This is a genomic window from Enterobacter sp. MGH 33 (genome assembly GCF_000534535.1).
Classification (GTDB): domain Bacteria; phylum Pseudomonadota; class Gammaproteobacteria; order Enterobacterales; family Enterobacteriaceae; genus Enterobacter; species Enterobacter hormaechei_C.
In genome coordinates this window covers 1,248,679-1,271,498 of the sequence record NZ_KI973212.1, presented here as the reverse complement: position 1 = coordinate 1,271,498, position 22,820 = coordinate 1,248,679, and the positions used below count along the sequence as shown (strand labels likewise).

Annotated in this window: 17 protein-coding genes, 1 tRNA gene and 2 pseudogenes; 10 read left to right on the top strand and 10 right to left on the bottom strand. The window is 54.1% G+C overall.

The features are described 5' to 3' along the window. Window positions 1-180 precede the first annotated feature (180 nt). Window positions 181-1,341, top strand: a complete 1,161-nt coding sequence (ampH, locus tag L379_RS17970) for a D-alanyl-D-alanine-carboxypeptidase/endopeptidase AmpH (protein ID WP_032652680.1) — start codon at window positions 181-183, stop codon at window positions 1,339-1,341. 2 nt (window positions 1,342-1,343) lie between these two features. Here ampH and L379_RS17975 read toward each other — a convergent pair whose 3' ends face one another. Then, on the bottom strand, window positions 1,344-1,970 hold the full coding sequence (locus L379_RS17975) for a helix-turn-helix domain-containing protein (protein ID WP_032652678.1): 627 nt from the start codon (window positions 1,968-1,970) through the stop codon (window positions 1,344-1,346). Window positions 1,971-2,059: 89 nt separating this feature from the next. Then, entirely contained in the window at window positions 2,060-4,834 is a 2,775-nt protein-coding gene (locus tag L379_RS17980; RefSeq protein ID WP_032652677.1) for an autotransporter outer membrane beta-barrel domain-containing protein, read from the bottom strand. A 452-nt stretch (window positions 4,835-5,286) separates the two neighbouring features. On the opposite strand from L379_RS17980, the gene hemB reads away from it, so the two are divergent. Together hemB and L379_RS17990 are read left to right on the top strand one after the other, a co-directional pair. Then, window positions 5,287-6,261 (top strand): porphobilinogen synthase, encoded by a 975-nt coding sequence (gene hemB / locus L379_RS17985; protein WP_015571323.1) that lies wholly within the window; start codon window positions 5,287-5,289, stop codon window positions 6,259-6,261. A gap of 128 nt (window positions 6,262-6,389) precedes the next feature. After that, the gene (locus tag L379_RS17990) at window positions 6,390-8,090 is read left to right on the top strand and encodes a bifunctional ornithine lipid synthase OlsF (protein ID WP_032652673.1); all 1,701 of its coding nucleotides are present in this window, start codon (window positions 6,390-6,392) and stop codon (window positions 8,088-8,090) included. A 79-nt stretch (window positions 8,091-8,169) separates the two neighbouring features. On the opposite strand, the gene tauD is transcribed toward L379_RS17990, so the two are convergent. The 6 genes from tauD to mmuP all read right to left on the bottom strand — a co-directional run bounded on the left by tauD (window position 8,170) and on the right by mmuP (window position 14,074). Next, complete coding sequence (gene tauD, locus L379_RS17995; RefSeq protein WP_017694443.1) at window positions 8,170-9,021, bottom strand: taurine dioxygenase; 852 nt, start codon at window positions 9,019-9,021, stop codon at window positions 8,170-8,172. Then, a complete protein-coding gene (tauC, locus tag L379_RS18000) occupies window positions 9,018-9,845 on the bottom strand; it encodes a taurine ABC transporter permease TauC (protein ID WP_017383144.1) in 828 nt (275 codons plus the stop codon). Before tauC ends, tauD begins: the two co-directional genes overlap by 4 nt. Continuing rightward, a complete protein-coding gene (gene tauB / locus L379_RS18005; RefSeq protein ID WP_017383143.1) occupies window positions 9,842-10,609 on the bottom strand; it encodes a taurine ABC transporter ATP-binding subunit in 768 nt (255 codons plus the stop codon). Before tauB ends, tauC begins: the two co-directional genes overlap by 4 nt. A gap of 10 nt (window positions 10,610-10,619) precedes the next feature. Further along, window positions 10,620-11,582, bottom strand: a complete 963-nt coding sequence (gene tauA, locus L379_RS18010; RefSeq protein WP_032652671.1) for a taurine ABC transporter substrate-binding protein — start codon at window positions 11,580-11,582, stop codon at window positions 10,620-10,622. A gap of 172 nt (window positions 11,583-11,754) precedes the next feature. Beyond that, complete coding sequence (gene mmuM / locus L379_RS18015; protein WP_032652669.1) at window positions 11,755-12,687, bottom strand: homocysteine S-methyltransferase; 933 nt, start codon at window positions 12,685-12,687, stop codon at window positions 11,755-11,757. Continuing rightward, window positions 12,674-14,074 carry an S-methylmethionine permease gene (mmuP, locus tag L379_RS18020; protein ID WP_023303171.1) on the bottom strand — a complete coding sequence of 467 codons (1,401 nt, stop codon included), beginning with the start codon at window positions 14,072-14,074 and terminating at the stop codon, window positions 12,674-12,676. Before mmuP ends, mmuM begins: the two co-directional genes overlap by 14 nt. Before the next feature lie 157 nt (window positions 14,075-14,231). On the opposite strand from mmuP, the gene L379_RS18025 reads away from it, so the two are divergent. The 4 genes and pseudogenes from L379_RS18025 to L379_RS18040 all read left to right on the top strand — a co-directional run. Beyond that, on the top strand, window positions 14,232-15,341 hold the full coding sequence (locus tag L379_RS18025) for an AI-2E family transporter (RefSeq protein WP_017383139.1): 1,110 nt from the start codon (window positions 14,232-14,234) through the stop codon (window positions 15,339-15,341). 114 nt (window positions 15,342-15,455) lie between these two features. Continuing rightward, the gene (locus L379_RS18030) at window positions 15,456-17,240 is read left to right on the top strand and encodes a diguanylate cyclase (protein WP_032652668.1); all 1,785 of its coding nucleotides are present in this window, start codon (window positions 15,456-15,458) and stop codon (window positions 17,238-17,240) included. Between the two features lie 383 nt (window positions 17,241-17,623). After that, on the top strand, window positions 17,624-18,118 hold the full coding sequence (locus L379_RS18035; RefSeq protein ID WP_032652666.1) for a putative pterin-binding protein: 495 nt from the start codon (window positions 17,624-17,626) through the stop codon (window positions 18,116-18,118). 17 nt (window positions 18,119-18,135) lie between these two features. Continuing rightward, window positions 18,136-19,851, top strand: a pseudogene (locus L379_RS18040) (putative bifunctional diguanylate cyclase/phosphodiesterase); the annotation flags it as partial. A gap of 18 nt (window positions 19,852-19,869) precedes the next feature. Here the strand turns inward: L379_RS18040 and L379_RS0123855 are convergent. After that, a protein-coding gene (locus L379_RS0123855) for an IS3 family transposase (RefSeq protein WP_085949497.1) occupies window positions 19,870-21,017 on the bottom strand; the annotation gives its coding sequence in 2 pieces (ribosomal slippage) (window positions 19,870-20,780 and window positions 20,780-21,017; 1,149 coding nt in all). Between the two features lie 63 nt (window positions 21,018-21,080). Here L379_RS0123855 and L379_RS24835 point away from each other — a divergent pair. The 3 genes and pseudogenes from L379_RS24835 to L379_RS18055 all read left to right on the top strand — a co-directional run. Further along, window positions 21,081-21,305: pseudogene (locus tag L379_RS24835) on the top strand (EAL domain-containing protein); the annotation flags it as partial. 259 nt (window positions 21,306-21,564) lie between these two features. Next, window positions 21,565-21,822 carry a YjhX family toxin gene (locus tag L379_RS18050; RefSeq protein ID WP_003863178.1) on the top strand — a complete coding sequence of 86 codons (258 nt, stop codon included), beginning with the start codon at window positions 21,565-21,567 and terminating at the stop codon, window positions 21,820-21,822. 10 nt (window positions 21,823-21,832) lie between these two features. Next, a complete protein-coding gene (locus L379_RS18055; RefSeq protein WP_032652664.1) occupies window positions 21,833-22,579 on the top strand; it encodes an SAM-dependent methyltransferase in 747 nt (248 codons plus the stop codon). 143 nt (window positions 22,580-22,722) lie between these two features. Here L379_RS18055 and L379_RS18060 read toward each other — a convergent pair. Next, window positions 22,723-22,798, bottom strand: a tRNA-Thr gene (locus L379_RS18060). Window positions 22,799-22,820: the final 22 nt, after the last annotated feature.

Here is a 22,820-nt window from a genome sequence, read left to right as displayed (position 1 = left end):
TCGTAGCGTCTATCATACGGTCGATGTCACAAAATGGGAGCCACGCCGCAAGTAAATTGTTCAAATTTACCCACGGTTACGTTTTTCTCGCTATCGTTATGCAAATCGGGCCATTGCCCGACGCCGATTAGTAGTATAACTACCCGTAACTTTCCTTATTCACTTGATGGATGCTTTTCGTTGAAACGTTGTCTGCTCTCTATCGCCGCGCTGTGTGCGGTGAGCCTGTCCACCGCCCAGGCAGCACAGCCTCTGACGGCCCCGGTTCTGGCCTCTGACATTGCCGATCGCTACGCGAACCTTATTTATTACGGCAGCGGTGCGACGGGAATGGCGCTGGTCGTGATCGACGGTAACCAACGGGTGTTTCGCAGCTTCGGTGAAACACGGCCGGGAAATAACGTTCGTCCGCAGCTGGATTCCGTTATCCGTATCGCGTCGATAACCAAGCTGATGACCAGCGAAATGCTGGTGAAACTGCTCGATCAGGGCGTGGTGAAACTCGACGATCCGCTCAGCAAATATGCGCCGCCCGGCGCTCGCGTTCCGACATATCAGGGAACGCCGATCAGACTGGTGAATCTGGCGACCCATACCAGCGCCCTGCCGCGAGAACAGCCCGGTGGCGCTGCGCATCGCCCTGTCTTTGTCTGGCCAACCCGCGAGCAACGCTGGAACTACCTGAGCACAGCTACCCTGAAATCGGCCCCGGGCTCGCAGGCCGGCTATTCTAACCTGGCGTTTGATCTGCTGGCCGATGCTTTAGCGACGGCCTCGGGTAAGCCCTACCCTCAACTGTTTGAAGAGCAGATCACGCGTCCGCTCGGAATGAAAGATACCACTTACACCCCCTCCCCGGACCAGTGCAAGCGTCTGATGGTGGCGGAAAAAGGGGCCAGCCCGTGCAATAACACGCTGGCCGCCATTGGCAGCGGTGGAGTTTACTCTACGCCTGGCGACATGATGCGCTGGATGCAACAGTTCCTCTCATCGGATTTTTACGCGCGCAGCAATCAGGCCGACCGAATGCAGACGCTCATCTACCAGCGTGCTCAGCTACGACGCGTCATTGGCATGGATGTTCCAGGTAAAGCCGATGCCCTCGGCATGGGCTGGGTGTATATGGCGCCAAAAGATGGCCGACCGGGGATTATTCAAAAAACCGGTGGAGGTGGCGGATTCATCACCTACATGGCGATGATTCCGCAATCAAACGTAGGCGCTTTTGTGGTGGTCACCCGGTCGCCAAATACACGCTTCGTGAATATGAGTGATGGCGTAAATAATCTGGTGGCCGAGCTGAGCGCCAATAAAGCGCAGGTGCTTACGGCCTCTAACTGATCTCAATAGTCCGTGGGCAAACGGTTGATACTGATCAGTTTGCCCCGGCTCATATTGATGTAGTTCCCCTGCCGCAGCGCCGCCAGAACCTCAGCAACGACCGAACGAGAAATACGAGTGCTACGCTGAATATGATTCATAACACCAATTTTTGAACGTAGCGTGTCATCCCACTCGGCCATATTGATCAGCATCGCCCGAATTTGGCTATAGGAGTTATTTCCTACCAGCTGCATATCACGTTTTCCCAATAAATGGTTTAGCCATGACAGCCAGCAGAAAGCCTCTTGCCAAAGTTGCGCGTCCTGAATAAGCTGGTACGCGTCAGATGCCGGTAAATAAAACCCGGTACAAGGCGTTTGTGCCATCAGAGAATATTCAAGATAGTTTTCATTTATCCATGCGCTTAAACCGTGGATATACGGTGCCCGCGCAATACCCATAAGTAATTCGTCTGATTTACGGTGGACGGCCGTCAGGCCGGATTGTATGACAACGGTCAATGGTTCATCATCATTATTGCCGGTAGTTATTAATTGTTGTGGTTCGATCTTGAATGGGGTACCGGCGACTTCCAGACACTTTATGAGCCGGCTTAATTCAGAAAGTGGCTTCGCATTAACGCTCATGCATACCTCAAGTCATCTGTATCTGTCGGTTCTTTATAATTTTTAAAACACATAAAAAAGCGGGGGAAAAATCCCCCGCGCTTTTTATATTACCAGGTGTATTTCACACCCAGGTTTGCTCCCCAGTTCTGGTCAACGTCGCCGCCGCCCAGATAAGTCGCATCAGTGTAAGCACTGAAGTTTTTCGTGAAGCTGAACTGAGTGCCCAGTCCCACGCGAACCGCAGAGCCTTCCACGCCGTTATCAATGCTGTCATTGTTGATATCAGCATTGTTGTCGGCATCGTCATACACGTAAGCCAGTTTGAAGTAAGGCGTTAATGCCTGCTCGCCGCCGTAGTTGAAGGTATAACCTGCATCCACGCCGAGTTCATAACGCATACTGTCGTAAGACTGACCATCGATACGCATGTCGTTGCTTAGCTGGTAGTCATCACCGGACTGGAACAGGCCAGAGATCGCCGCGTAAGGCGTGACGTAGCCAGACAGGTTTGGTTTCCAGTCATAGCCCAGTTTCATCCCGAAACCAACGGCGTCAGTCGTGGTATTACCGTCAACATACTGACCGTTGCTCATGGTAGCAGAGAGGTCGTTGTTGAAGCGGGTATAGCTCAGGGAGCTGTCGAGGAAGATGTCGTTCATGAACTTCGCCGACGCGTAGATCATCGCAGTCTGGCTGTCCTGATCGACCTGACCAGTACGATCGCTGATATCACCCTTCGCGAAACCAGCCGCACCACCGACAATCCACTTCGCGTTATTACCGTCGATCTGAGTATCCAGACCTACCATAATGCCGCTTACGTCCTGATCGTAGCTAACGGTGCCATTATCCGCGTCAAAGTTGCCGCCGAAATAGCTCACCCATGCGCCGCCGTTATCTGCCAGGCCATGACGGCTGTTGGTCAGACGGGTACCCACGGTATCCTGTTGCAGATTCCAGATGTTGGTATTAGCAGAAGGAATGCTCAGCGCCATGTTGGCGTAGTCAGTCAGCTCTTCCTGCTGGAGAACAACGGTGTCGCCCTTCTGCTGCGCCTGATAGGTATAAGCACCTAAATCGGCTTTGTTTGCGGCAGTAAAGCTGGCTGCGGTATCCGCGTTATTGTCATAGACGCGAACGATCTCTTTGTTTTCGTAGTCAGCTACGGAGCCTGCGCCGGTCGCATCGTCGATGCGCACTTTATAGTTACCGGCAACGTCACCGTTCACCGCCAGATGGCCGTCAGAGTTCAGCGCGACAACACCATAGTCGTAGTCCGCTTTAGAGCGATCGTTGGTGATATAGCGTGCGTTGTTCAGGTCGCTGTTCAGCACATAATCACGGCTGGCAACGTTAAGCACACCGCCATCGGTCAGCACCATATTATGCGTATCAACCTGACCCAGACCCAGCGCCAGCTCTGCACCGTTGTCCACGGTAATGGTGTTGGCATACAGCTCAGCTGTCTCTTCAGTGAGTGCAGCACGGCTGTAGCTATCCAGATACAGGCTGTCGGTAGCCACACCACCGCTGTCGCCAATATTCAGGCTAGACGCATTGGTCAGGGTGATGGAATCTGCCAGCAGGCCGGAGTTTTCAACATTGACCTGAGACTGGTTGTTCACCGTCAGCGCGTCGATGTTGGAGATCTTACGGGTATCCCACTCGGAACCGTTATCCAGCGCCACGTTGAACAGGCCGCTCTGATAAACTTCTTCACCTGCAACATGACCGTTGCTGTCAAAGGTAGAATCAGGCCAGATGCTGTTTGGAGAAAGCGTGTGCCAGTCTACATCGCTGTAGCCTTCACCATACATCTGCGCCGTGCCGATGGCTTCAACGCTGGACTGCGCGGCACCCACCCATTTACTGCCGTTGGTCAGCGTGACATCCAGCTTGTCGGTATCATCCCAGCCGTTGGTAGTTGGGTTATAGACGCCGTCATCGGTGGTATCCGTTGCCGGATCGCCATTCTCGTAGAAGTTGTTATCAAAGGTGCTGGCGAAAAGGATGTCGCCGGTAATGGTAGAGTGATCGAAGGTAGCGGTGGTCTGCATAGCGTTATCAGACGCGCCAGCAACAACGATCAGCGCCGCATCATCCGCAGCCGTGGCGTTGGTTTCACCGTAGTCGCTCGGCTTCGCCGTTTGACCGTAGAAGCCACTGGTACCCAGATCGCTGTACGCACCAGAGGTCAGCACAGAATCTTTCACCACCAGCGTATCGGTAAAGATATTGCTGCTGTTAGCAACGCCTTCAACACCGTCGTATGGCGTGTTATCCAGCTCCTGATAACCCTGCGTCAGCGTGATGCCCGCGATATGGGAGTTGTTCTGAATAACGATGTCAGATTCAACGTCCAGCGTGATCGCGTTACCCAGACCATAGGTGTCCAGATAATGCGTTTCAGTGGTTTCACCATTGACGACATCGTAGGCGTAATGCTCGTAGGTATCGTTGATGGTGGAGTTATCAACAGTCAGGCTAAAACGATCATACTGGGTATGAGTGGTACCGTCAGTATCCACGCCATCTGCACACGTCGTGGTCATACACTCTGACGTGATCATGCCGTTAATGGTGCTGTTAGAAATACTCAACGCGTTCGCACGGCCATTGACACCATCATCCAGATAGTATGTCGAAATAACTCCGTTTACGGTTGATTTATTGATGACTGGATAAATGTCACCATCATGTGTGGCATCTGAATAATCCCAGTCAGCATAACCATAATACCAGGGCGTGGACGCGGTATTGTCATAGCCAAAAGTATTATATGTTGTGCCGGATATATCTTTCGCATTGGCCTGAGAAGCGATAGCCAGTGTGCAGGCTAATGCAAGTTGTGATACAACCAGTTTCTTTTTCCATGTTTGCATTGGGTCATCCCTCCTCAGGGACGTAAGCAAGTTTGTCCATCAAATCATTTAGCAACATTAAATTGCGGAAGGAATTATGCAGTTTCACTTCGAAAAGGTTCAATGAATGATTCCATTAAGTCCGTATTCAGACAAATAAGCTTGTAAACCCAAGGCAATATCAATCATTATGAATAAATATTATAAATTCAACTGATTGCAAACTACTTTAGTTGCTTCGGCACATATAATAAAAAGAAATAAATCATTTATATTTATAATCCCGAACCAATATAGAAACCTCACCAATATTAAACACCACACTGAACACCAGAATAAGTTTTATAATATAGACAAAATACATACAGCGAATATTAGTCGATTTCGAAAATTTAAAAGACAACTTTAGTAAAACACCGCTCCCTGCTTTCAGGTACACTATACCTCTTTGTTCCACAAACATCAGGCATACCATGACCGATTTAATTGCACGTCCCCGTCGCCTGCGCAAGTCTCCCGCACTGCGCGCCATGTTTGAAGAGACAACACTGACCTTAAACGATCTGGTGTTGCCGATTTTTGTTGAAGAAGAGATCGATGACTACAAAGCCATCGACGCGATGCCGGGCGTGATGCGCATTCCTGAAAAGCATCTGGCCCGCGAGATCGAACGCATTGCGAATGCGGGCATCCGCTCGGTGATGACGTTCGGTATCTCCCACCACACTGACGCGACCGGCAGCGATGCCTGGAAAGAAGACGGCCTCGTCGCCCGCATGTCGCGCATCTGCAAAGAGAGTGTGCCGGAGATGATCGTCATGTCCGATACCTGCTTCTGCGAATACACCTCTCATGGCCACTGCGGTGTGCTGTGCGATCACGGCGTGGACAACGATGCGACCCTGCTGAATCTGGGCAAGCAGGCGGTAGTTGCCGCCGCTGCGGGTGCGGATTTCATTGCGCCTTCTGCGGCAATGGATGGGCAGGTACAGGCGATCCGTCAGGCGCTGGACGCTGCGGGCTTCACCGACACCGCCATCATGTCCTATTCCACCAAATTCGCCTCCTCTTTCTACGGTCCGTTCCGTGAAGCAGCCGGCACGGCGCTGAAAGGCGATCGTAAAACCTATCAGATGAACCCGCTGAACCGCCGCGAAGCGATTCGTGAGTCTCTGCTGGATGAAGCCCAGGGCGCTGACTGCCTGATGGTGAAACCAGCTGGCGCATACCTGGATATCCTGCGCGACATTCGCGAACGCACCGAACTGCCGCTGGGCGCCTACCAGGTGAGCGGCGAGTACGCGATGATCAAATTCGCCGCGCAGGCGGGTGCCATCGACGAAGAGAAAGTGATCCTCGAAAGCCTGGGGGCGATCAAACGCGCGGGCGCGGATCTGATCTTCAGCTATTTCGCGCTGGATCTGGCTGAGAAGAAAATTCTGCGTTAATCCGCTTTAGCGCCGGGTAACGACTTCGCCTTACCCGGCCTGCTCTCTGCGCTAATCTTCACCAAACTGCAATACAAACGACATCTCCTCCTTCTACTGTCTGGGCAAGACGGCAGGAGGAGTGATCAATGTTTAGTCTCGACAGCGTTCTTGATGACCTTTGGCCTCAGGCGAGGCCCGCACCCTGGCAAAAAAGTCTGTTAAAAAGACTGCTTCACGAAGACGAATTTCAGCAGTTTGCCGCCAGCCACCGTCACCTGAAAGGGCTGGATATGGTGGAGCAGGTTCTGGAACACCTTGATATTCACTGCTCCGTTTCCGCCCGCGATCTCGAACAAATCCCCGAACACGGCCCACTTATTGTGATAGCGAACCACCCCACCGGCACCCTGGATGGGCTGGCGCTGCTGTACGCCGTTTCCCGCGTGCGCCGCGACGTCAGGGTTGTTACCAACAGGGTGCTGTCCCACCTTGAGCCCCTCAGTTCATTGTTTATTCCCGTGGATAATATGGGCGGCAGAACCGCAAAAGCCTCGCTGATACAGATGGAGCAGCACCTGCAAAACGCCGGTGTGCTGATCTTCTTTCCGGCGGGTGAAGTTTCCCGCCCAACGCGCAAAGGCATCCGCGATAAAAAATGGCATCCGGGCTTTATCAAGCTGGCCGGTAAATTACGGGTGCCGCTACTTCCGGTACATATCCAGGCGCACAACAGCCTGCTGTTTTATGCCAGCACGCTGGTCTCGCCAACGGTATCCATGCTGCTTCTGATGCAACAGATGTTTCGCCGCCGTCACAGTCAGCTGCCGATCAAAATCGGCCAGCAGATTGCCTGGAATGAGCGGTTTAGTTCTACCCTTTCATCGCGTGAGATGGCCGAGCAGTGTCGTCAGCACGTGATACGTCTTGGCAAGGGATTGCCTGGCGTCTTTAAAACCCAGTGCGCCATTGCCCGCCCGGAAGACAGGGCCACGCTGAAGCGCGAACTGGCGCAGGCCGAGTGTCTGGGAAAAACCAGCGATGGTAAGGCCATCTATCTTTGGCAGCGCAACGGGCAGGAAGAGGCGCCTCTGCTGCGCGAGCTGGGGCGGCTGCGCGAGATTGCCTTTCGTGCCGTGGAGGAAGGCAGCGGGAAGCGCCGGGATACTGACAGCTACGATGATGACTATCTGCACCTCATACTGTGGGATGACGATGACCTTGAGATTGTCGGCGCGTACCGCTTTATGCCAACGGCCATGCAGGTGGAAAAGCGCGGCGTCGAGGGGTTGTACAGCTACAGCCTGTTCCACTACGACGAAAAAATGCAGGACATACTGGAGCACGGTATTGAGCTGGGGCGCAGCTTTATACAGCCGCGCTACTGGGGGCGTCGCGGTCTGGACTATCTGTGGTCAGGTATTGGCGCCTATCTGGCACGCTATCCCCATTACCGCTACCTCTTTGGCCCGGTCTCCATCTCCGGCGGCTTACCGCCTGCCGCACGGGATCTGCTGGTGGCGTTTTATCGTCTCTGGTTTCCGGCCAGCCATCCTTTAGCCGCCTCGCGTCAGCCCTACCCGGCCTCACTTCCGGACGTGCTGGCGCAATTTGGCGGGGTGGATTACGTGGATGACCTGACAAAGCTGAAATCCCTGCTCGGCAACCTGGGTTGCGGCATCCCGCCGCTCTACAAACAGTATTCCGAGCTATGCGAGCCCGGCGGCGTGCAGTTTATCGATTTCGGCAGCGATCCGGCGTTCAATAACTGTATCGACGGGCTGGTGCTGGTGGATCTGTGTTATCTGAAGGCAAACCGCTATCAGCGGTATATAGAGGCACACCTTTAGCTCCGTTGCCCGGTGGCGCTGCGCTTACCGGCCCTACAATTAAACGTAGGCCGGGTAAGGCAACGCCGCCACCCGGCAATCAAGGCGCACGGTAAAACGGCTTATCCCCCAGGATCGTCGCCCGCTGCATAATCCTTCGCTGCGGCAGGTAATCCGCATTGGCGTAATGCTGCGTGACGCGGTTATCCCAGATCGCCAGATCGTTCTCCTGCCAGCGCCAGCGCACCTGGAACTCCGGTTTGGTGATGTGTGCGAACAGGAAGCCGAGCAGCGCCTCACTCTCTTTTTCCGCTACGTCCACGATACGCGTGGTAAACCCTTCATTCACAAACAGCGCCTGTTTGCCCGTCACCGGATGGGTACGCACCACCGGGTGCAGCAGCGGGGGATGTTTTGCGACCGCATCCAGCCAGCGCTGGTGCTCCTCTTCGCTTTTGCGGTACTTGTACTCCGGGAACGATTTTTTGAAGTCATGCTCCGCCCGCAGGCCGCTCAGCAGAGTCTGGAGCGGCGCGGAGAGCGCCTCAAACGCGGCAATCCCGCTGGCCCACAGCGTATCCCCACCCGTTTCCGGCAGCTGTTTTGCTGCCAGAATCGCCCCGGCTGGCGGTGTGTCGATAAAGGTAACGTCCGTGTGCCAGTTGTCATTATCGGGCGGGTTATCGTTATGGGTGTCCAGCACGATAATTTCCTCCACCCCTTCCGCATGCGGGTAGACCGGGTGGATATGCAGGTCGCCAAAACGCAGGGCCAGCGCGCGCTGCTGCTGTGGGGTAATGGCCTGTTCGCGCAGGAACACCACCTGATGACGCAGCACCGCGTGGTACAGCTGCTCAAACTGGTTATCGCTCAGCGGACGGGTTACGTCCAGGCCCGACACCTGCGCGCCAATATATGGCCCCAGCGGGGTAATGGTCAGTCGTTCACTCATTGTATTTCTCCATGCCAGGGCGTCAGGCGACGCTGTAGCGCGCGCAGTCCCAGTTCTAATCCAAAGGCAATCGCGGCGATCACCGCGATCCCTGCCAGTACCACGTCAGTCGCCAGGAACTCTCCCGCCGACTGCACCATAAACCCAAGGCCGCGCGTGGCGGCTATCAGCTCTGCCGCCACCAGCGTAGACCAGCCCACCCCAAGGCCGATGCGCAGCCCGGTCAGTATCTCCGGCAGCGCGCCTGGTAAAATGACGAACAGCAGTATCTGCGCGCGGCTGGCGCCGAGCGACTGCGCCGCACGTATGCGTACCTGCTGCGCACTTTTTACGCCAGCCAGGGCCGACATGGCTACCGGCGCAAATATCGCCAGGTATATCAGTAAGATCTTTGACGTCTCGCCGATGCCAAACCAGATCACCATCAGGGGCAGGTAAGCCAGCGGCGGGACGGGACGGTAAAGCTCTATCAGCGGGTCGAGAATGCCGCGTACCGTCGGGCTCAGTCCCATCGCGATCCCCACCGGAACGCCAATAATGACCGCCGCCAGCAGCGCCACCAGAATACGCATCAGACTGGCGCCTAAATGCTGCCAGAGCGTGGCATCCATAAAGCCCTGCGGCCCGGCGATGGTAATCAGTTTTTCCAGAACCTGGCCTGGCGGGGGCAGAAACAGCGGGCTGACCCACTGCTGCGCGGCAACCGCCCACCATACCGCCAGCAGCACCACCAGCGTGCTGAGGCTTAAGGTGAGCTGGCGAGAAAACGGCCAGCGTAAGGCAAGGCGCGTCCGCCGCGTTTTTTCACTGAAAACAATGCTCATGAGAACGCCTCCCGTTGCTCAAACACGCGGCTTAAGACGTATTCACGCTGTTCAATAAACAGCGGATCGGATTTGATGCTGCGTACCGGCTCTCCCGCCACATAGCGGCGGGCAAACTCAAGCGGCAGGCGCTCCAGCACGCGTCCCGGCCCCGGTGAGAGCAGCACCAGCTCCGTCGCCATAAACACGGCCTCTTCGATATCGTGGGTGATTAACAGCACCTGCTTGCCGGTTTCGTGCCACAGGCGCAGCAGCAGGGTTTGCATCTGCTCGCGGGTGAAGGCATCCAGCGCCCCGAAAGGTTCGTCCAGCAACAGCAGCTGTGGGTTAGCCGCCAGCGCACGGGCGATCCCGACGCGCTGACGCTGCCCACCTGAAAGCTGCCAGATAAAGCGTTTTTCAGCCCCCTCCAGCCCGACCTTTTTCAGCATATCGCGCGCCGTACTCAGGCGCTGTTCACGCGCTACACCGGCCAGTTGCAGACCAAACGCAACGTTTTCCTGAACGTTTCGCCACGGGAGTAATCCTTCATTCTGAAAGACCACGCCGCGCTCTGCGCCCGGCCCCGTTACCCGTTTTCCTTCCAGCTGGATCGTGCCGTGCTGATACGGTACAAACCCGGCGATCAGGTTCAGCAGCGTCGTTTTCCCGCAGCCGGACGGCCCCAGCACCACCAGCAGTTCACCGCTGTCCAGCGTCAGGTTGATCTCTTCCAGGGCGGGTTTGCCGCCGTAATCGGCAGACAGGTTTGTAATGTTCAGCATTGCAGCCCCCTTATTTCACGAAGCGATCGGTCACGAACTGGCTGTAATCCGCCGCCACCGCAGGTACTTTGCCCTGCTCTTTCAGGAACGTGGCAGTATCGACAATCGCTTTGCTCACCGGCCCGTTCAGCTGCTGGACCTGCTGCACAGGCGTCAGATAGGTGTTGCCTTTTACCAGCCCCGGCACGTCAGCTTCCGGCACGCCGCTCAGACGTGAGAGTTTCTCCAGGTTGGCGGGCTGTTTCAGCCATTCATCCGGGTTGCTGATGTATGGCTGCTGTGCGTCGATGGCGCTTTTGGCGAAGGCTTTCACCACTTCAGGGTGTTTCTCGGCAAAGTCCTTACGTACGACCCAGACGTCAAGGGTTGGCGCGCCCCACTGCCCCACTTTTTCGGAGTCGGTCAGCACGGTGCCCTCTTTTTCAAGCTCGTTGACGGCGGGCGCCCAGACGTATGCTCCGTCGATGTCGCCACGCTGCCAGGCGGCAATAATCGCCGGAGGTTGCAGGTTGATGATCTGCACCTGGCCCGGCTTAATGCCCCAGTGTTTCAGCGCTGCCAGCAGGCTGTAATGCGTGGTGGAGATAAACGGCACCGCGATGCGTTTGCCGATCAAATCTTCGGGTTTCGTGATAGTTTTCTTCACCACCAGCGCTTCGGAATTTCCGAGCTGCGACGCCAGCAGGAAGACCTCAATCGGCACCTGCTGGCTGGCGGCCACCGCCAGCGGGCTGGAGCCCAGGTTGCCAATCTGCACGTCGCCCGAGGCTAACGCCCGCACAATCGCCGCGCCGCTGTCGAACTTGCGCCAGTCGACGTTCGCCCCGCTCGCTTTGGCAAAGGTGTTGTCCGCCTGCGCGACTTTCGCCGGCTCAGCGGAAGTCTGATACGCGACGGTGACGTCCACCGCCTGCGCCTGAAATGCCCACAGCGCTAGTGCGCCGAGAAGTGTGATCCGCGATGAAATTGCCATAATGTCTGCTCCCCTTGTTGTTATGAGGGCAGTATTTCCGGCGCGAGAATTTTGATAAAGGAATAAAAAAGAATCGCTAATGACGATTCGTTTTTAGAAAAAAAGCGGGAAAGGATAGTGAATTTTGTGCGGTTGTTTCGCCGGGTAAGCGCAGCGCCACCCGGCAAAGACCTCAGCGCTGAACCGTCAGCTCCGCAATATCCTGCGGCGTGGTGCGACAGCAGCCGCCAATTAGCTTCGCACCGGCATCCAGCCACTGCGGTAAATACCCCGCCAGCGTCTCGCAGGCTTCACCGTGGTGATGCCAGGTTTTGCTCACCGCATCATAATGCTCGCCGGAATTCGGATAGACCACCAGCGGCAGCGACGTCAGGCTGTGCAGATGCGTCAGCGCCGCGGTGGTGTTTTCCAGCGCGATACAGTTGATCCCCAGCGCGACAACCTGTGGGTAGCTTTCGAGCGCAGAAACGACATCCCGCAGCGGCGTCCCGTCACTCAGGTGCTCGCTGTCACGCAGGGTAAATGAGAACCATGCCCGGGCGCGAGGATACGCCGTCAGCAACGCCGCCAGCGCCTTAATCTCCGGGAACGAAGGCAGCGTTTCACAGGCCAGCAGATCCGCGCCCGCATCCAGCAGCGCCTCCACGCGGGGACGGTGGAACGCGGTGAACTCTTCAGCGCGACGCACATAATCGCCGCGATATTCAGAGCCATCGGCAAGGTACGCGCCGTACGGCCCTACCGACCCCGCCACCAGCAGCGTGCCCGCCTGCGCATTCTCTGCCAGGTACGCTTCCCGCGCTTTGCGTGCCAGCTCTACGCTTTTGCCAATCAACGCCCGGGATTGCGCCTCGTCGAGCCCGCGTGCGGCAAAGCCCGCAGGCGTGGCCTGATAGCTGGCGGTGATCGCCACCTGTGCCCCCGCGCGGTAATAGTCGAGGTGCACGTCCCGGATCAGCTCCGGGTTTTCCATCAGCACTTTGGCCGACCAGAGGCTGTCGGCAAGGTTACAACCGCGCGCTTCCAGCTCCGTTGCCATCGCCCCATCCAGCACGACAAACGGCTGGTTTTCAAGGAGGGCGGTAAGCGGATTATTCTGCGACATGTTCAGGCTCCTGCGTGGTCAGGTTTCGGGTCAGGTAGTACGCACCATAACACAGGGCGACAAACGGAAGCCCGCAATAAAGGGCAATACGCTGGCTGGGGTCAAACCACAGGCCGACGCAGGCCACCAGACAGAGGATAAAGCCAAGCACGGGCACCAGCGGATACCATGGCGCGCGATACTGCAACGCCGAAAGTGGCTGCCCGGACTGCACGTGACGGCGACGAAACACGAAGTGTGACGCGCAGATGCTGATCCACACCGCCACCACCGCAAAACCGGAAATGGCTGACAGGGCCACAAACACCGTATCCGGCGCGACCACGCTGGAGAACAGCGCCAGCACGCCACCCAGCATGGAAACGGAGAGCGCCGTCAGCGGCACGCCGTTTTTGTTGACGCGGGCAAAGCAGCGCGGCAGCGTTTTCTCGTTAGACAGAGACCACAGCATACGGCCAGAAGCGTATAGGCCCGAGTTCGCCGCCGAGAGGATCGCCGTCAGGATCACGAAGTTAAAGATATCCGCCGCATACGGAATGCCGACCTTTTCAAACACCACCACGAACGGGCTTTTCTCCACGCCAGCCTGCTGCATCGGTATCAGCGCCGCCAGCACAAATACGGTGCCAATAAAGAAGATGATGAGCCGGGCGATGGTGGTGCGAATAGCAACCGGAATAACCTTGTGTGGGTTTTCCGTTTCTCCTGCCGCGATGCCGATAAGCTCCGTTCCGGAGAAGGCAAAGTTGACCGCCACCATGGTCATCAGGATCGGCAGACCGCCGTGCGGGAACCAGCCTTCGGCAGTAATGTTGCTTAAGCCCGGCGCCGGTGAACCGTCCTGCATCGGGATAAAACCGAAGATCGCCGCCCCGCCGAGAATAATGAAGGCGATGATGGTGATGACTTTCACCAGCGAGAACCAGAATTCCCCTTCGGCGAAGAAGCGCGTGGAAATGACGTTAAGAGCAAAAATCACCACGCAAAAGACGACGCACCACGTCCAGACAGGAACCTGCGGGAACCAGTACTGCATACAGAACCCAGCTGCGGTAAAGCTCGATCCCAGCGCCACTGTCCACGTTAGCCAGTAGAGCCACGCCACGGTATACCCTGTCGCCGGGCCGAGATAACGAGCGGCGTAGACGTGGAACGCGCCGGTTTCCGGCATCGCTACGGAAAGCTCGCCCAGACACTGCATAACCAGCCAGACCACCAGCGCACCAATAAGATACGCCAGCAGCGTGCCCGCCGCGCCGGTTGTCGAAATGATGTATCCGGTATTGAAGAATAACCCTGTGCCGATAACGCCCCCCAGCGAGAGCATAATCAGGTGACGGGTTTTCATGGTGCGCTTAAGCTGCCCGTTTTGTTGTTCTGTTTGCATATTACCTTCTAAACGTATGGACATCTAAACATCCAAAGAAGGGTGTTATACCGCGATTGTTAACAAAAAGCCACCCGGCACGACTTCGGCGCAATTATTGGTAAATCTTTAAATCAGTTCTATAGTCGACACAGTTTCTTCTTCACCTGGACTCACTATGCGATTTAACGGACTGACCAAAGGTTTCTTTATTCTCATCCTGGCCCTTGTTACCTGGGCTTTCTTTGACGTGCTGTCACCCTATTTCTCGGCGATTCTGTGGGCCGCGATCCTGACCATCATTTTCAACCCGGTGAAAAACAAATTGCGTACCGCGCTGGGCGATCGCAACGGGCTGGCTTCCCTCCTTACACTCGGCATTATCTGCCTGATCGTGTTTATTCCGTTGATGGTGATCCTTTCCTCGCTCGCGGTGGAACTGAACATGGTTTACACCAAGCTGCAACAGAACAACACGCAGTTCCCGGAAGTCATCGCCGGTATTTTCAACCGACTGCCGGACTGGGCCAGCGGCTTCCTGGCGGATCACAACCTGACCAACGCCGCGCAGATTCAGAAAAAGCTTTCCGATGTCGCGTTACAGGGTGGACAGTATCTGGCGGGAAGCGCGTTCCTGATTGGTAAAGGGACGTTCGGCTTTGCTATTAGCTTCGGCATTATGCTGTACCTGCTGTTTTTCCTGCTCAAAGACGGGCCCTATCTGGTGCGCCAGATCCTCGACTCGCTGCCGCTGTCTGACTTCGCCAAACAGCACCTGTTCGCTAAGTTTGTCGGCGTCTCACGAGCCACGGTAAAAGGTACGGCGGTCGTGGCAGTGGTTCAGGGTACGCTTGGCGGTATCGCCTTTGCCATCGTCGGTATTGACGGTAGCGTACTGTGGGGAGCGCTGATGGCGTTCCTCTCCCTGGTGCCCGCCGTCGGCTCGGCTATCGTCTGGGTTCCCGCCGCGATCTTCCTGTTTGCCACTCACCAGCTGTGGCAGGGTCTGTTCATTGTGGGCTTTTTTGTCATTATCGTCGGGCTGGTGGACAACCTTTTACGTCCGCTGCTGGTGGGCAAAGACACCAAAATGCCGGACTACCTGATACTGATCACCACGCTCGGCGGTATGGAGCTGTACGGCATTAATGGTTTTGTTATTGGGCCGCTGATTGCCGCCCTGTTTATCGCCTGCTGGAACCTCTTCTCCGGCCGCGACCACGCAGGCAACGCCGAGGAGCTGGACGCAGACTTTATCGAAGAGGGAAAAAACCCTCCGGATCTCTAACGAAACGCGTTTTGTCAGGCGGCCCTTTGCCGCCTTTTTTTTCGCGATAAATCAGGGGCTTTCTATAATCTGAAATGAACGCTCTTCCACATTTGTCGTAGAAGGATCCAACAGGTGCGAATCGCCACGATCACAAACTGGGCCTATGGTGTCACGGTGTGCCTGACCATTGCCTCCGGTATCGTCATGCTGATGGCTTCCCATGCCGACAACGTAGAGCGTCAGGCTGTTAAGCAACGACAAATTTTTGACCAGCTTACGGAAGAGATTGAAGCAGAAACCTGGATGCGCTCCGATTTAGCGCGCCTTTACGCCATCAAAAAAGAGCCCGATGTGCTGAAAGCGTACCAGGCGAAAGAAGGTGAACTGAAGAATATTGAACACAAAGTGGGACAGTTAAAAGATACGGGCGCAACGGGCGAAGAGCTGGCGCTGCTGTATGAAGGGCTGAAGATTGTTGATGGCCTACAGGATGAACAGCAGGCAGCAATTGCCAGCGTCGCCCGGGGTGAGGAACAACAGGCCATTGCGTTACTCTTCGGCAAAATCTACGAACTTGAAACGGAACGCGCCCAGAGCAAGATTGACCATTTTCGTATGCTGCTGGATAAGCGCATTATTGCCGATGTCCAGGCGGCGACCAACACGTCGAAAACGCTGCGTACCGCTTCAGAGGTGATGGTCGGTTTGACCGCCCTGCTCTTCTTATTCGTGATGGGCTTTATTCTCAAGCACCGCGTGCTGCGCCCGGTAGTGCGTCTCAGTGATGTGGTTCACCGCCTGGCCTCACAGGATTACGCCGTCGAAACGCCCAATTTCAACCAGGTCGATGAGATAGGCGATATGGCGCAGGCCATTCGCATTTTCCGCGAGAACGGGCTGGCAAGGCAGCGGCTTGAAAAAGAACGCGACGCAGACTGGGCCATCCGCGAGCTGCTCGCGCGAATGACCCAGCGCTTGCAGGGGTGCGAGAACGTCAGCGACGTGATTGAGGTGGCAGAGCTGTTTGCTCCCAACATTGCGCCGGGTATCGCCGGACGTCTGTATATCCTGGATCGAAACCCGTGGGAGATGCGCTGTGCGGCGGAATGGTTATCTCCACAGGGAGAAAAAAATGCTTTCCACCCCGATCAATGCTGGGCCATACGCCGTGGTCAGAGCCACCCACCGGTCAACGGCGAGCCGGATATCGGTTGCCAGCATCTGCCTGAATCACAAAAAGACAGTTCACTGTGCGTGCCGCTCATTGCGCAGGGGGAAGCCATTGGTTTGCTGTCGTTTCAGAACATCACGCCTGAAACGGCACCGTCCCGCGCATATCTCGAATTAATGGCGGAGGCCCTGGGTCTGGCGCTGGCCAACCAGCGTCTGCGCGATGCCCTGCTGGAAAAAGCGCTATTCGACCCGCTCACCGGCTTGCGTAACCGCCACCACCTGGAAGATACCCTGCGCACTCAGATAGCTCAGGCAATGCGCAATGATGAGCCGGTGAGCTGCATGATGATCGACATCGATCACTTTAAAAGCATTAACGATCGCTTCGGCCATGAGGCTGGCGATCATGTGATTAAGAGCGTGGCGACAATTGTTCAACGTGCCGTGCATGATGCCGGCCTGGCCTTCCGCTTTGGTGGCGAAGAGTTTCTGGTGCTGCTTACGGGTGCGGATGAGGAAGCGGCTCACGCCTGCGCAACGGAGATTTATAACGGCGTCCATACGCTGTCGCTGCGCTATGGGCTTGCTGAGATTGGCCCGGTGGATGTGTCGATCGGGATCGCCAGTTACCCACAGCACGCCCAAAGCGACGACCTGCTGCGCGCGGCAGACGTGGCGCTTTACCGGGCGAAAGAGCTGGGGCGCTCGCGGATCGTCAGTTTCAGTATGCTGGAGGCGGGTTAAGCGAAACTCCGTGCCAACGACGTCAGCGGTACGCGCACTCTCTTATTCCCTCACATTGAGGGTACGTTATCATTCTTTGTACAAATAAATTCATCTTAACGATGCCACCATTGATAAAAAATGGGGGTGCGTAAATATATCAATAAATCAAAGCGATCATTTTTTAAACTCGGGTGGCTTATTACACTGAGTTTTTATGTTTTAAAAAACGTAAGCTCCAGCCAGCGGTCTGCAATCACGAGGCAAAAAACCGCTATCGTTTTGATTTTTATGATTTTAATCAAGTAGCGTTTGCAAAAAGACGTGGCGTTCAACAAAATAGACAAACTTATAGGATAAATAACTTATAATTCTTATACTTCTGTTAAAAAGAGGAGGCTAATATGCGAATAATCCTAATGCTGTGCTGCTTTTTGGTACAAAGTTTAGGCTGGGCTGGCGAACTGCCAAAACCTGTGGGCAAACCCATTTTAACCATTACCGGTAATATAGAAAATACGAACGAAAATGGAAAAGCCGTTTTTGATATTGCCAGCCTTGAAAAACTGGGGATGGTGAGTTTCCAGACGACCTCTCCCTGGTATAATGGCCGCACGAAGTTTGAGGGTATCCCGATGCGCAAACTCATGGAGTATGTGGGTGCAAAGGGTTCTGTCCTGAATGTGGTTGCACTCAATGATTACACGACCGTCATCCCTCTCAGCGACTTCCAGAAATACAACGCCATCCTGGCTTTAAAGGTCAATGGCGAATATATGCGCATCCGCGATAAAGGTCCGTCATTCATCGTCTACCCTTATGACAGTCTTCCTGAACTCAATAATCAGATTTATTACTCGCGATCGGCCTGGCAGGTCAGCAAAATGAAGATTGAATAGTAGTTCAGGAGAACATAATGAACAGGATACTGGTTGGTATCATTTTTTCTCTTTTTATCACTACGGGATATATAGCCTTTCTTGTCTACGACCGTCAGCAGGAGTTGCAAAAATTGACTCACTACACTGAGTCCTGGTCTGTAGCCCAACTGGTATCTGAATATTACCGATTTGAATCATGGATTGGACTGTACGCAACCGAGACTGATGACGTTACGGTAGACCAGGTTCGCATGCGCCTGGAAATCATGCTGAGCCAGAATGATTTATTGAAAGAGGGCGGCCTGGGTCGTTATATAAACAGCGCGAAAGCGCATCAGGTGCTCGCCTTACGCCTGGAAAATATACTGAACTATCTGGATGGTCATCTTGAGAAAATGAGCCGTTCAGAGTTAAAGCTCTATCTGAAAAATATGCATTCACTGGATGCACCGCTAAGCCAGCTTTCATCAACGGCTTTAACAAAAGATGTTAATACAATCAATGAAACTAACCTAAAAATACAGGTTCTGTATTATATTTATTCAGCACTTTCGCTGTTACTGGTTATTTTAAGCTTCATACTGGGCTTTTTGATTATCTATCAAAATAAAAACATCCTCAAAGCACATACACAGGTTAAAACGTTGGCTGAAGAACTTCAGCTGTCCAAAGAAACCCTGCAAATCCAGAATACAAAACTGGAATACGATGTTTATCATGACTCCCTTACCGGTATGAAAAACCGTCTTTTCTTCTGGGATGATCTCAATAAACTTAATCTACAGGCTGAGGAAAAACATATTTCGGTCACGGTGATGTTATTCGATTTAGACCGGTTCAAAGAGGTGAATGATACCTACGGTCATGATGCTGGCGATTTACTGTTACGTGAGGTATCCACGCGCCTTAACGCTTTGAGCCGCTTTTCAGAGACATTTTATCGTTTGGGCGGCGACGAATTTGCGTTTCTCTCCAGTGGCTTAACCGAAGCCGCAGCCGTTTCACGCGCGCGAGAAATCAGTGATAGCATCAGCAAGCCCTATACAATTAATAATCAACTCATCAAAATAGCCACCTGTGTGGGTATTGTTTTATCGGATAACGAACGACGTTCAGATTACCTTTATAAATTTGCCGATCTGGCGCTCTATGAAGCCAAGAAAGAAGGTTCTCAGCAAATCAAAGTCTTCCGCCAGCGAATGCTACAGAAGTTGCAGGAGAGCAGAACCCTTGAAAATGATATGGCAAGAGCAATAGAGAATGATGAGTTTATTGTTTATTACCAGCCTATTGTGAATTCCGTCAGCAAGGAAATTTACGGCTATGAAGCGCTTATTCGCTGGATGCACCCCGTCAAGGGGATGCTCTCCCCGGATAGCTTTATTTTCGCCGCTGAAAAAACAGGCATGATCAACGAGATAGGTAAAACTGTACTTAAGCTGGCCTGTAGGGAAGCGGTCTCCTGGGCTGTTCCGGCCAGGATCTCCGTCAACGTCTCGCCTGTTCAATTGGGCAGCAAATCATTTATTAATACGGTGCAGTCCGTTCTGGCTGAGACCGGGCTACCGGCTAATCGTCTTGAGTTAGAGGTCACAGAGTCATCCCTCTTCAGTGACAGAAATAACCCCATTACGATCCTCAAAAAACTCCGCGCACTGGGCGTAAGAATTTCTATTGATGATTTTGGCACGGGTTATTCGTCGCTCTCCAGACTCAGCGAACTGAATTTTGATAAAATCAAGATCGATAAATGAATCGCCACGGATAATCTAGACACTTCCGAGCCGTTGATAATACTGGTTTTCATATTCTGTCGGTGACATCTGTTCGCTAGAACCATGCCGACGCTTACTGTTATAAAACATTTCGATGTAATCAAAAATATCACTGCGGGCTTCTTCCCGCGTTCCGTAGATCTTTTTCTTTATCCGTTCACGTTTCAACAACTGGAAAAAACTTTCTGCAACCGCATTATCATGGCAGTTACCGCGACGGCTCATGCTACCCTCCAGGCCGTGTGATTTCAGGAACGACTGCCACTCATGGCTTGTGTACTGACTGCCCTGATCCGAATGAACCAGCACCTGTTTTTCGGGATTACGCCGCCATACAGCCATCAGCAGTGCGTTCAGGACAATGTCCTTTGTCATCCGGGATTGCATGGACCAGCCGATAATTTTGCGTGAGAACAGATCAACAACAACGGCAAGATACAGCCAGCCTTCGTGGGTCCTGATGTAGGTTATGTCCGTTACCCAACGCTCATCAGGAGCATCCGGATTGAACTGTCGCTGGAGCCTGTTGGGTGACACGATACTGGCCTCGCCTTTACGTGCCCGCGGGCTTCGGTATCCGACCTGAGCCTTTATTCCGACACGTTTCATCAGTCTCCAGACTCTGTTTACTCCGCACTGTTGCCCGCTGTCACGCAGATCCAGATGGATTTTGCGATAACCATAGACGCATCCCGATTCCAGCCAGAACTGTTTAATCTGTCCTGTCAGTCTCAGGTCTGCCTGATGGCGTTGTGAATGCGGCTGCTGAAGCCAGGCGTAAAAACCACTGGGATGAACATCCAGCACCCGACAGAGCAGGCGAACAGGCCAGCAACAGGAGTTGTCACGGATAAAGGCGTACCTCAGTCGGACAGCTTTGCGAAGTACGCCGCGGCTTTTTTTAATATGTCCCGTTCGTCGGTAACCCGTTTCAGCTCTTTCTGGAGACGGCGGATCTCGGCCTGAGCATCTGACTGTTCTTTATTAGTGGAAGAATCCGGACCGTACTTCTTTATCCAGGCATAAAGGCTGTGGGTGGTGATATCGAGACGTGTTGCAACGCTGGCAACAGAATAACCGCGATCAACAACCTGTTTGACTGCTTCAGTTTTAAACTCTTCAGGATAACGCTTACCGCTCATGGGCACCTCTCTTTAAGTCATCTTAAATGACTCTGAGGTGTCTGTTAAACGCGTGGCGATTCACAATCTTTTGTCAATCCGATATCTACGCAGGAAGATGCGCTTAATATTGTGAAGCTGATTACCGGTATGGCTAAAAGCCTTAATATGGGCGTCATAGCTGAGGGCGTTGAGACCGAAGAGCAGCTTGAGCGGCTTCAGGCTCTGGGTTGCGAGCTTGTGCAGGGATATCTTTTCAGCAAACCACAGCCTCAGGTCGACAGCAAAATTAAGAGCGGCCAGGAATGATCCCCTCTCCTCAGCCCGATACCAACCGGGATCACATTTTTCACCCCTGGGTATTCACTGACAATAACCAGGTGTTATCATTCACCCCGTAAATACCTATCAACTCAAACCGAGGCTTTGATGCTGGAGAATGTAATCATCCGATAATCAGCTTCCCGACCTTTCCAGGCCGGACTGATTATCAATGCGCCGAAATCGTATGCGGACACCGCTGTGTGTTTGCACGTTTTGCACATGATGATTAAACAGGTTTTCCAGTATGAATTTATCCCGTCAGGAACAACGTACCTTACACGTTCTCGCCAAAGGTGGCCGTATTGTGCACGTCCGCGATACCTCTGGCCGCGTCACCGCCGTTGAATGCTATAGCCGCGAAGGGCTACTGCTGGCTGACTGCACCCTCGCCGTTTTCAAAAAGCTCAAAACCAAAAAGCTGATCAAATCCGTTAACGGTCAGCCCTACCGCATTAACACCACCGGGCTGAACAATGTTCGCGCTCAGCCTGATAATCGTTAAGGAGAGGATGATGGATATCCCACGTATTTTTACTGTTAGCGAAAGCGAACACCGCATTCATAACCCCTTTACACCAGAGAAGTACGCGACGCTGGGCCGCGTGTTACGCATGAAGCCAGGCACACGCATTCTCGATCTCGGCAGCGGCTCGGGAGAGATGCTTTGTACCTGGGCACGTGATTACGGTATTACCGGTACCGGCATCGACATGAGCCAGCTCTTCACCACGCAGGCCACGCGGCGCGCAGAGGAACTCGGCGTCAGCGAACGCGTCCATTTCATTCATAACGACGCGGCCGGCTACGTCGCGAATGAAAAATGTGACGTGGCGGCCTGCGTTGGCGCAACCTGGATTGCGGGTGGCGTAGCCGGGACAATGGATCTGCTGGCAAAAAGCCTCAAGCCTGGGGGAATAATGCTCATCGGCGAACCGTACTGGCGTCAGGTACCCGCGACGGAGGAGATAGCTCAGGCCTGCGGCATCTCGTCGATTGCAGACTTTCTCACTCTGCCCGGTCTGGTTGCGTCTTTCAATCAACAGGGCTATGACCTGGTTGAAATGGTGCTGGCTGACCAGGAAGGCTGGGACAGGTACGAAGCCGCGAAATGGATGACCATGCGGCGCTGGCTGGAGGAAAACCCAGACGATGACTTCGCGCAGGAAGTTCGGGCGGAGCTGACGATAGCGCCTGAACGTCATGTGACGTACACGCGGGAGTACTTTGGCTGGGGGGTGTTTGCGTTAATGGCGCGATAACATAACGCTGGCGGTATAGCCTGTTGGGTTATGCCGCCGTTCAACTTCTTTGAGGTACAAAACGATGACGCGAAAATGTGCAGCCAGCTGCCATGATCTGCGAATGAGATTTACTGGAATGGAGGGTAACTATGTGATTTAGATGGTGCCGATAATAGGAGTCGAACCTACGACCTTCGCATTACGAATGCGCTGCTCTACCAACTGAGCTATATCGGCCCTGAAAGGCCGGTTACGAGCG

What these genes read in the sequence shown, in the direction of transcription:
- L379_RS17975 (WP_032652678.1), bottom strand. Translation starts at nt 1,970, where the DNA reads ATGAGCGTTAATGCGAAGCCACTTTCTGAATTAAGCCGGCTCATAAAG.
- L379_RS17980 (WP_032652677.1), bottom strand. Translation starts at nt 4,834, where the DNA reads ATGCAAACATGGAAAAAGAAACTGGTTGTATCACAACTTGCATTAGCC.
- hemB (WP_015571323.1), top strand. Translation starts at nt 5,287, where the DNA reads ATGACCGATTTAATTGCACGTCCCCGTCGCCTGCGCAAGTCTCCCGCA.
- L379_RS17990 (WP_032652673.1), top strand. Translation starts at nt 6,390, where the DNA reads ATGTTTAGTCTCGACAGCGTTCTTGATGACCTTTGGCCTCAGGCGAGG.
- tauD (WP_017694443.1), bottom strand. Translation starts at nt 9,021, where the DNA reads ATGAGTGAACGACTGACCATTACCCCGCTGGGGCCATATATTGGCGCG.
- tauC (WP_017383144.1), bottom strand. Translation starts at nt 9,845, where the DNA reads ATGAGCATTGTTTTCAGTGAAAAAACGCGGCGGACGCGCCTTGCCTTA.
- tauB (WP_017383143.1), bottom strand. Translation starts at nt 10,609, where the DNA reads ATGCTGAACATTACAAACCTGTCTGCCGATTACGGCGGCAAACCCGCC.
- tauA (WP_032652671.1), bottom strand. Translation starts at nt 11,582, where the DNA reads ATGGCAATTTCATCGCGGATCACACTTCTCGGCGCACTAGCGCTGTGG.
- mmuM (WP_032652669.1), bottom strand. Translation starts at nt 12,687, where the DNA reads ATGTCGCAGAATAATCCGCTTACCGCCCTCCTTGAAAACCAGCCGTTT.
- mmuP (WP_023303171.1), bottom strand. Translation starts at nt 14,074, where the DNA reads ATGCAAACAGAACAACAAAACGGGCAGCTTAAGCGCACCATGAAAACC.
- L379_RS18025 (WP_017383139.1), top strand. Translation starts at nt 14,232, where the DNA reads ATGCGATTTAACGGACTGACCAAAGGTTTCTTTATTCTCATCCTGGCC.
- L379_RS18035 (WP_032652666.1), top strand. Translation starts at nt 17,624, where the DNA reads ATGCGAATAATCCTAATGCTGTGCTGCTTTTTGGTACAAAGTTTAGGC.
- L379_RS18050 (WP_003863178.1), top strand. Translation starts at nt 21,565, where the DNA reads ATGAATTTATCCCGTCAGGAACAACGTACCTTACACGTTCTCGCCAAA.
- L379_RS18055 (WP_032652664.1), top strand. Translation starts at nt 21,833, where the DNA reads ATGGATATCCCACGTATTTTTACTGTTAGCGAAAGCGAACACCGCATT.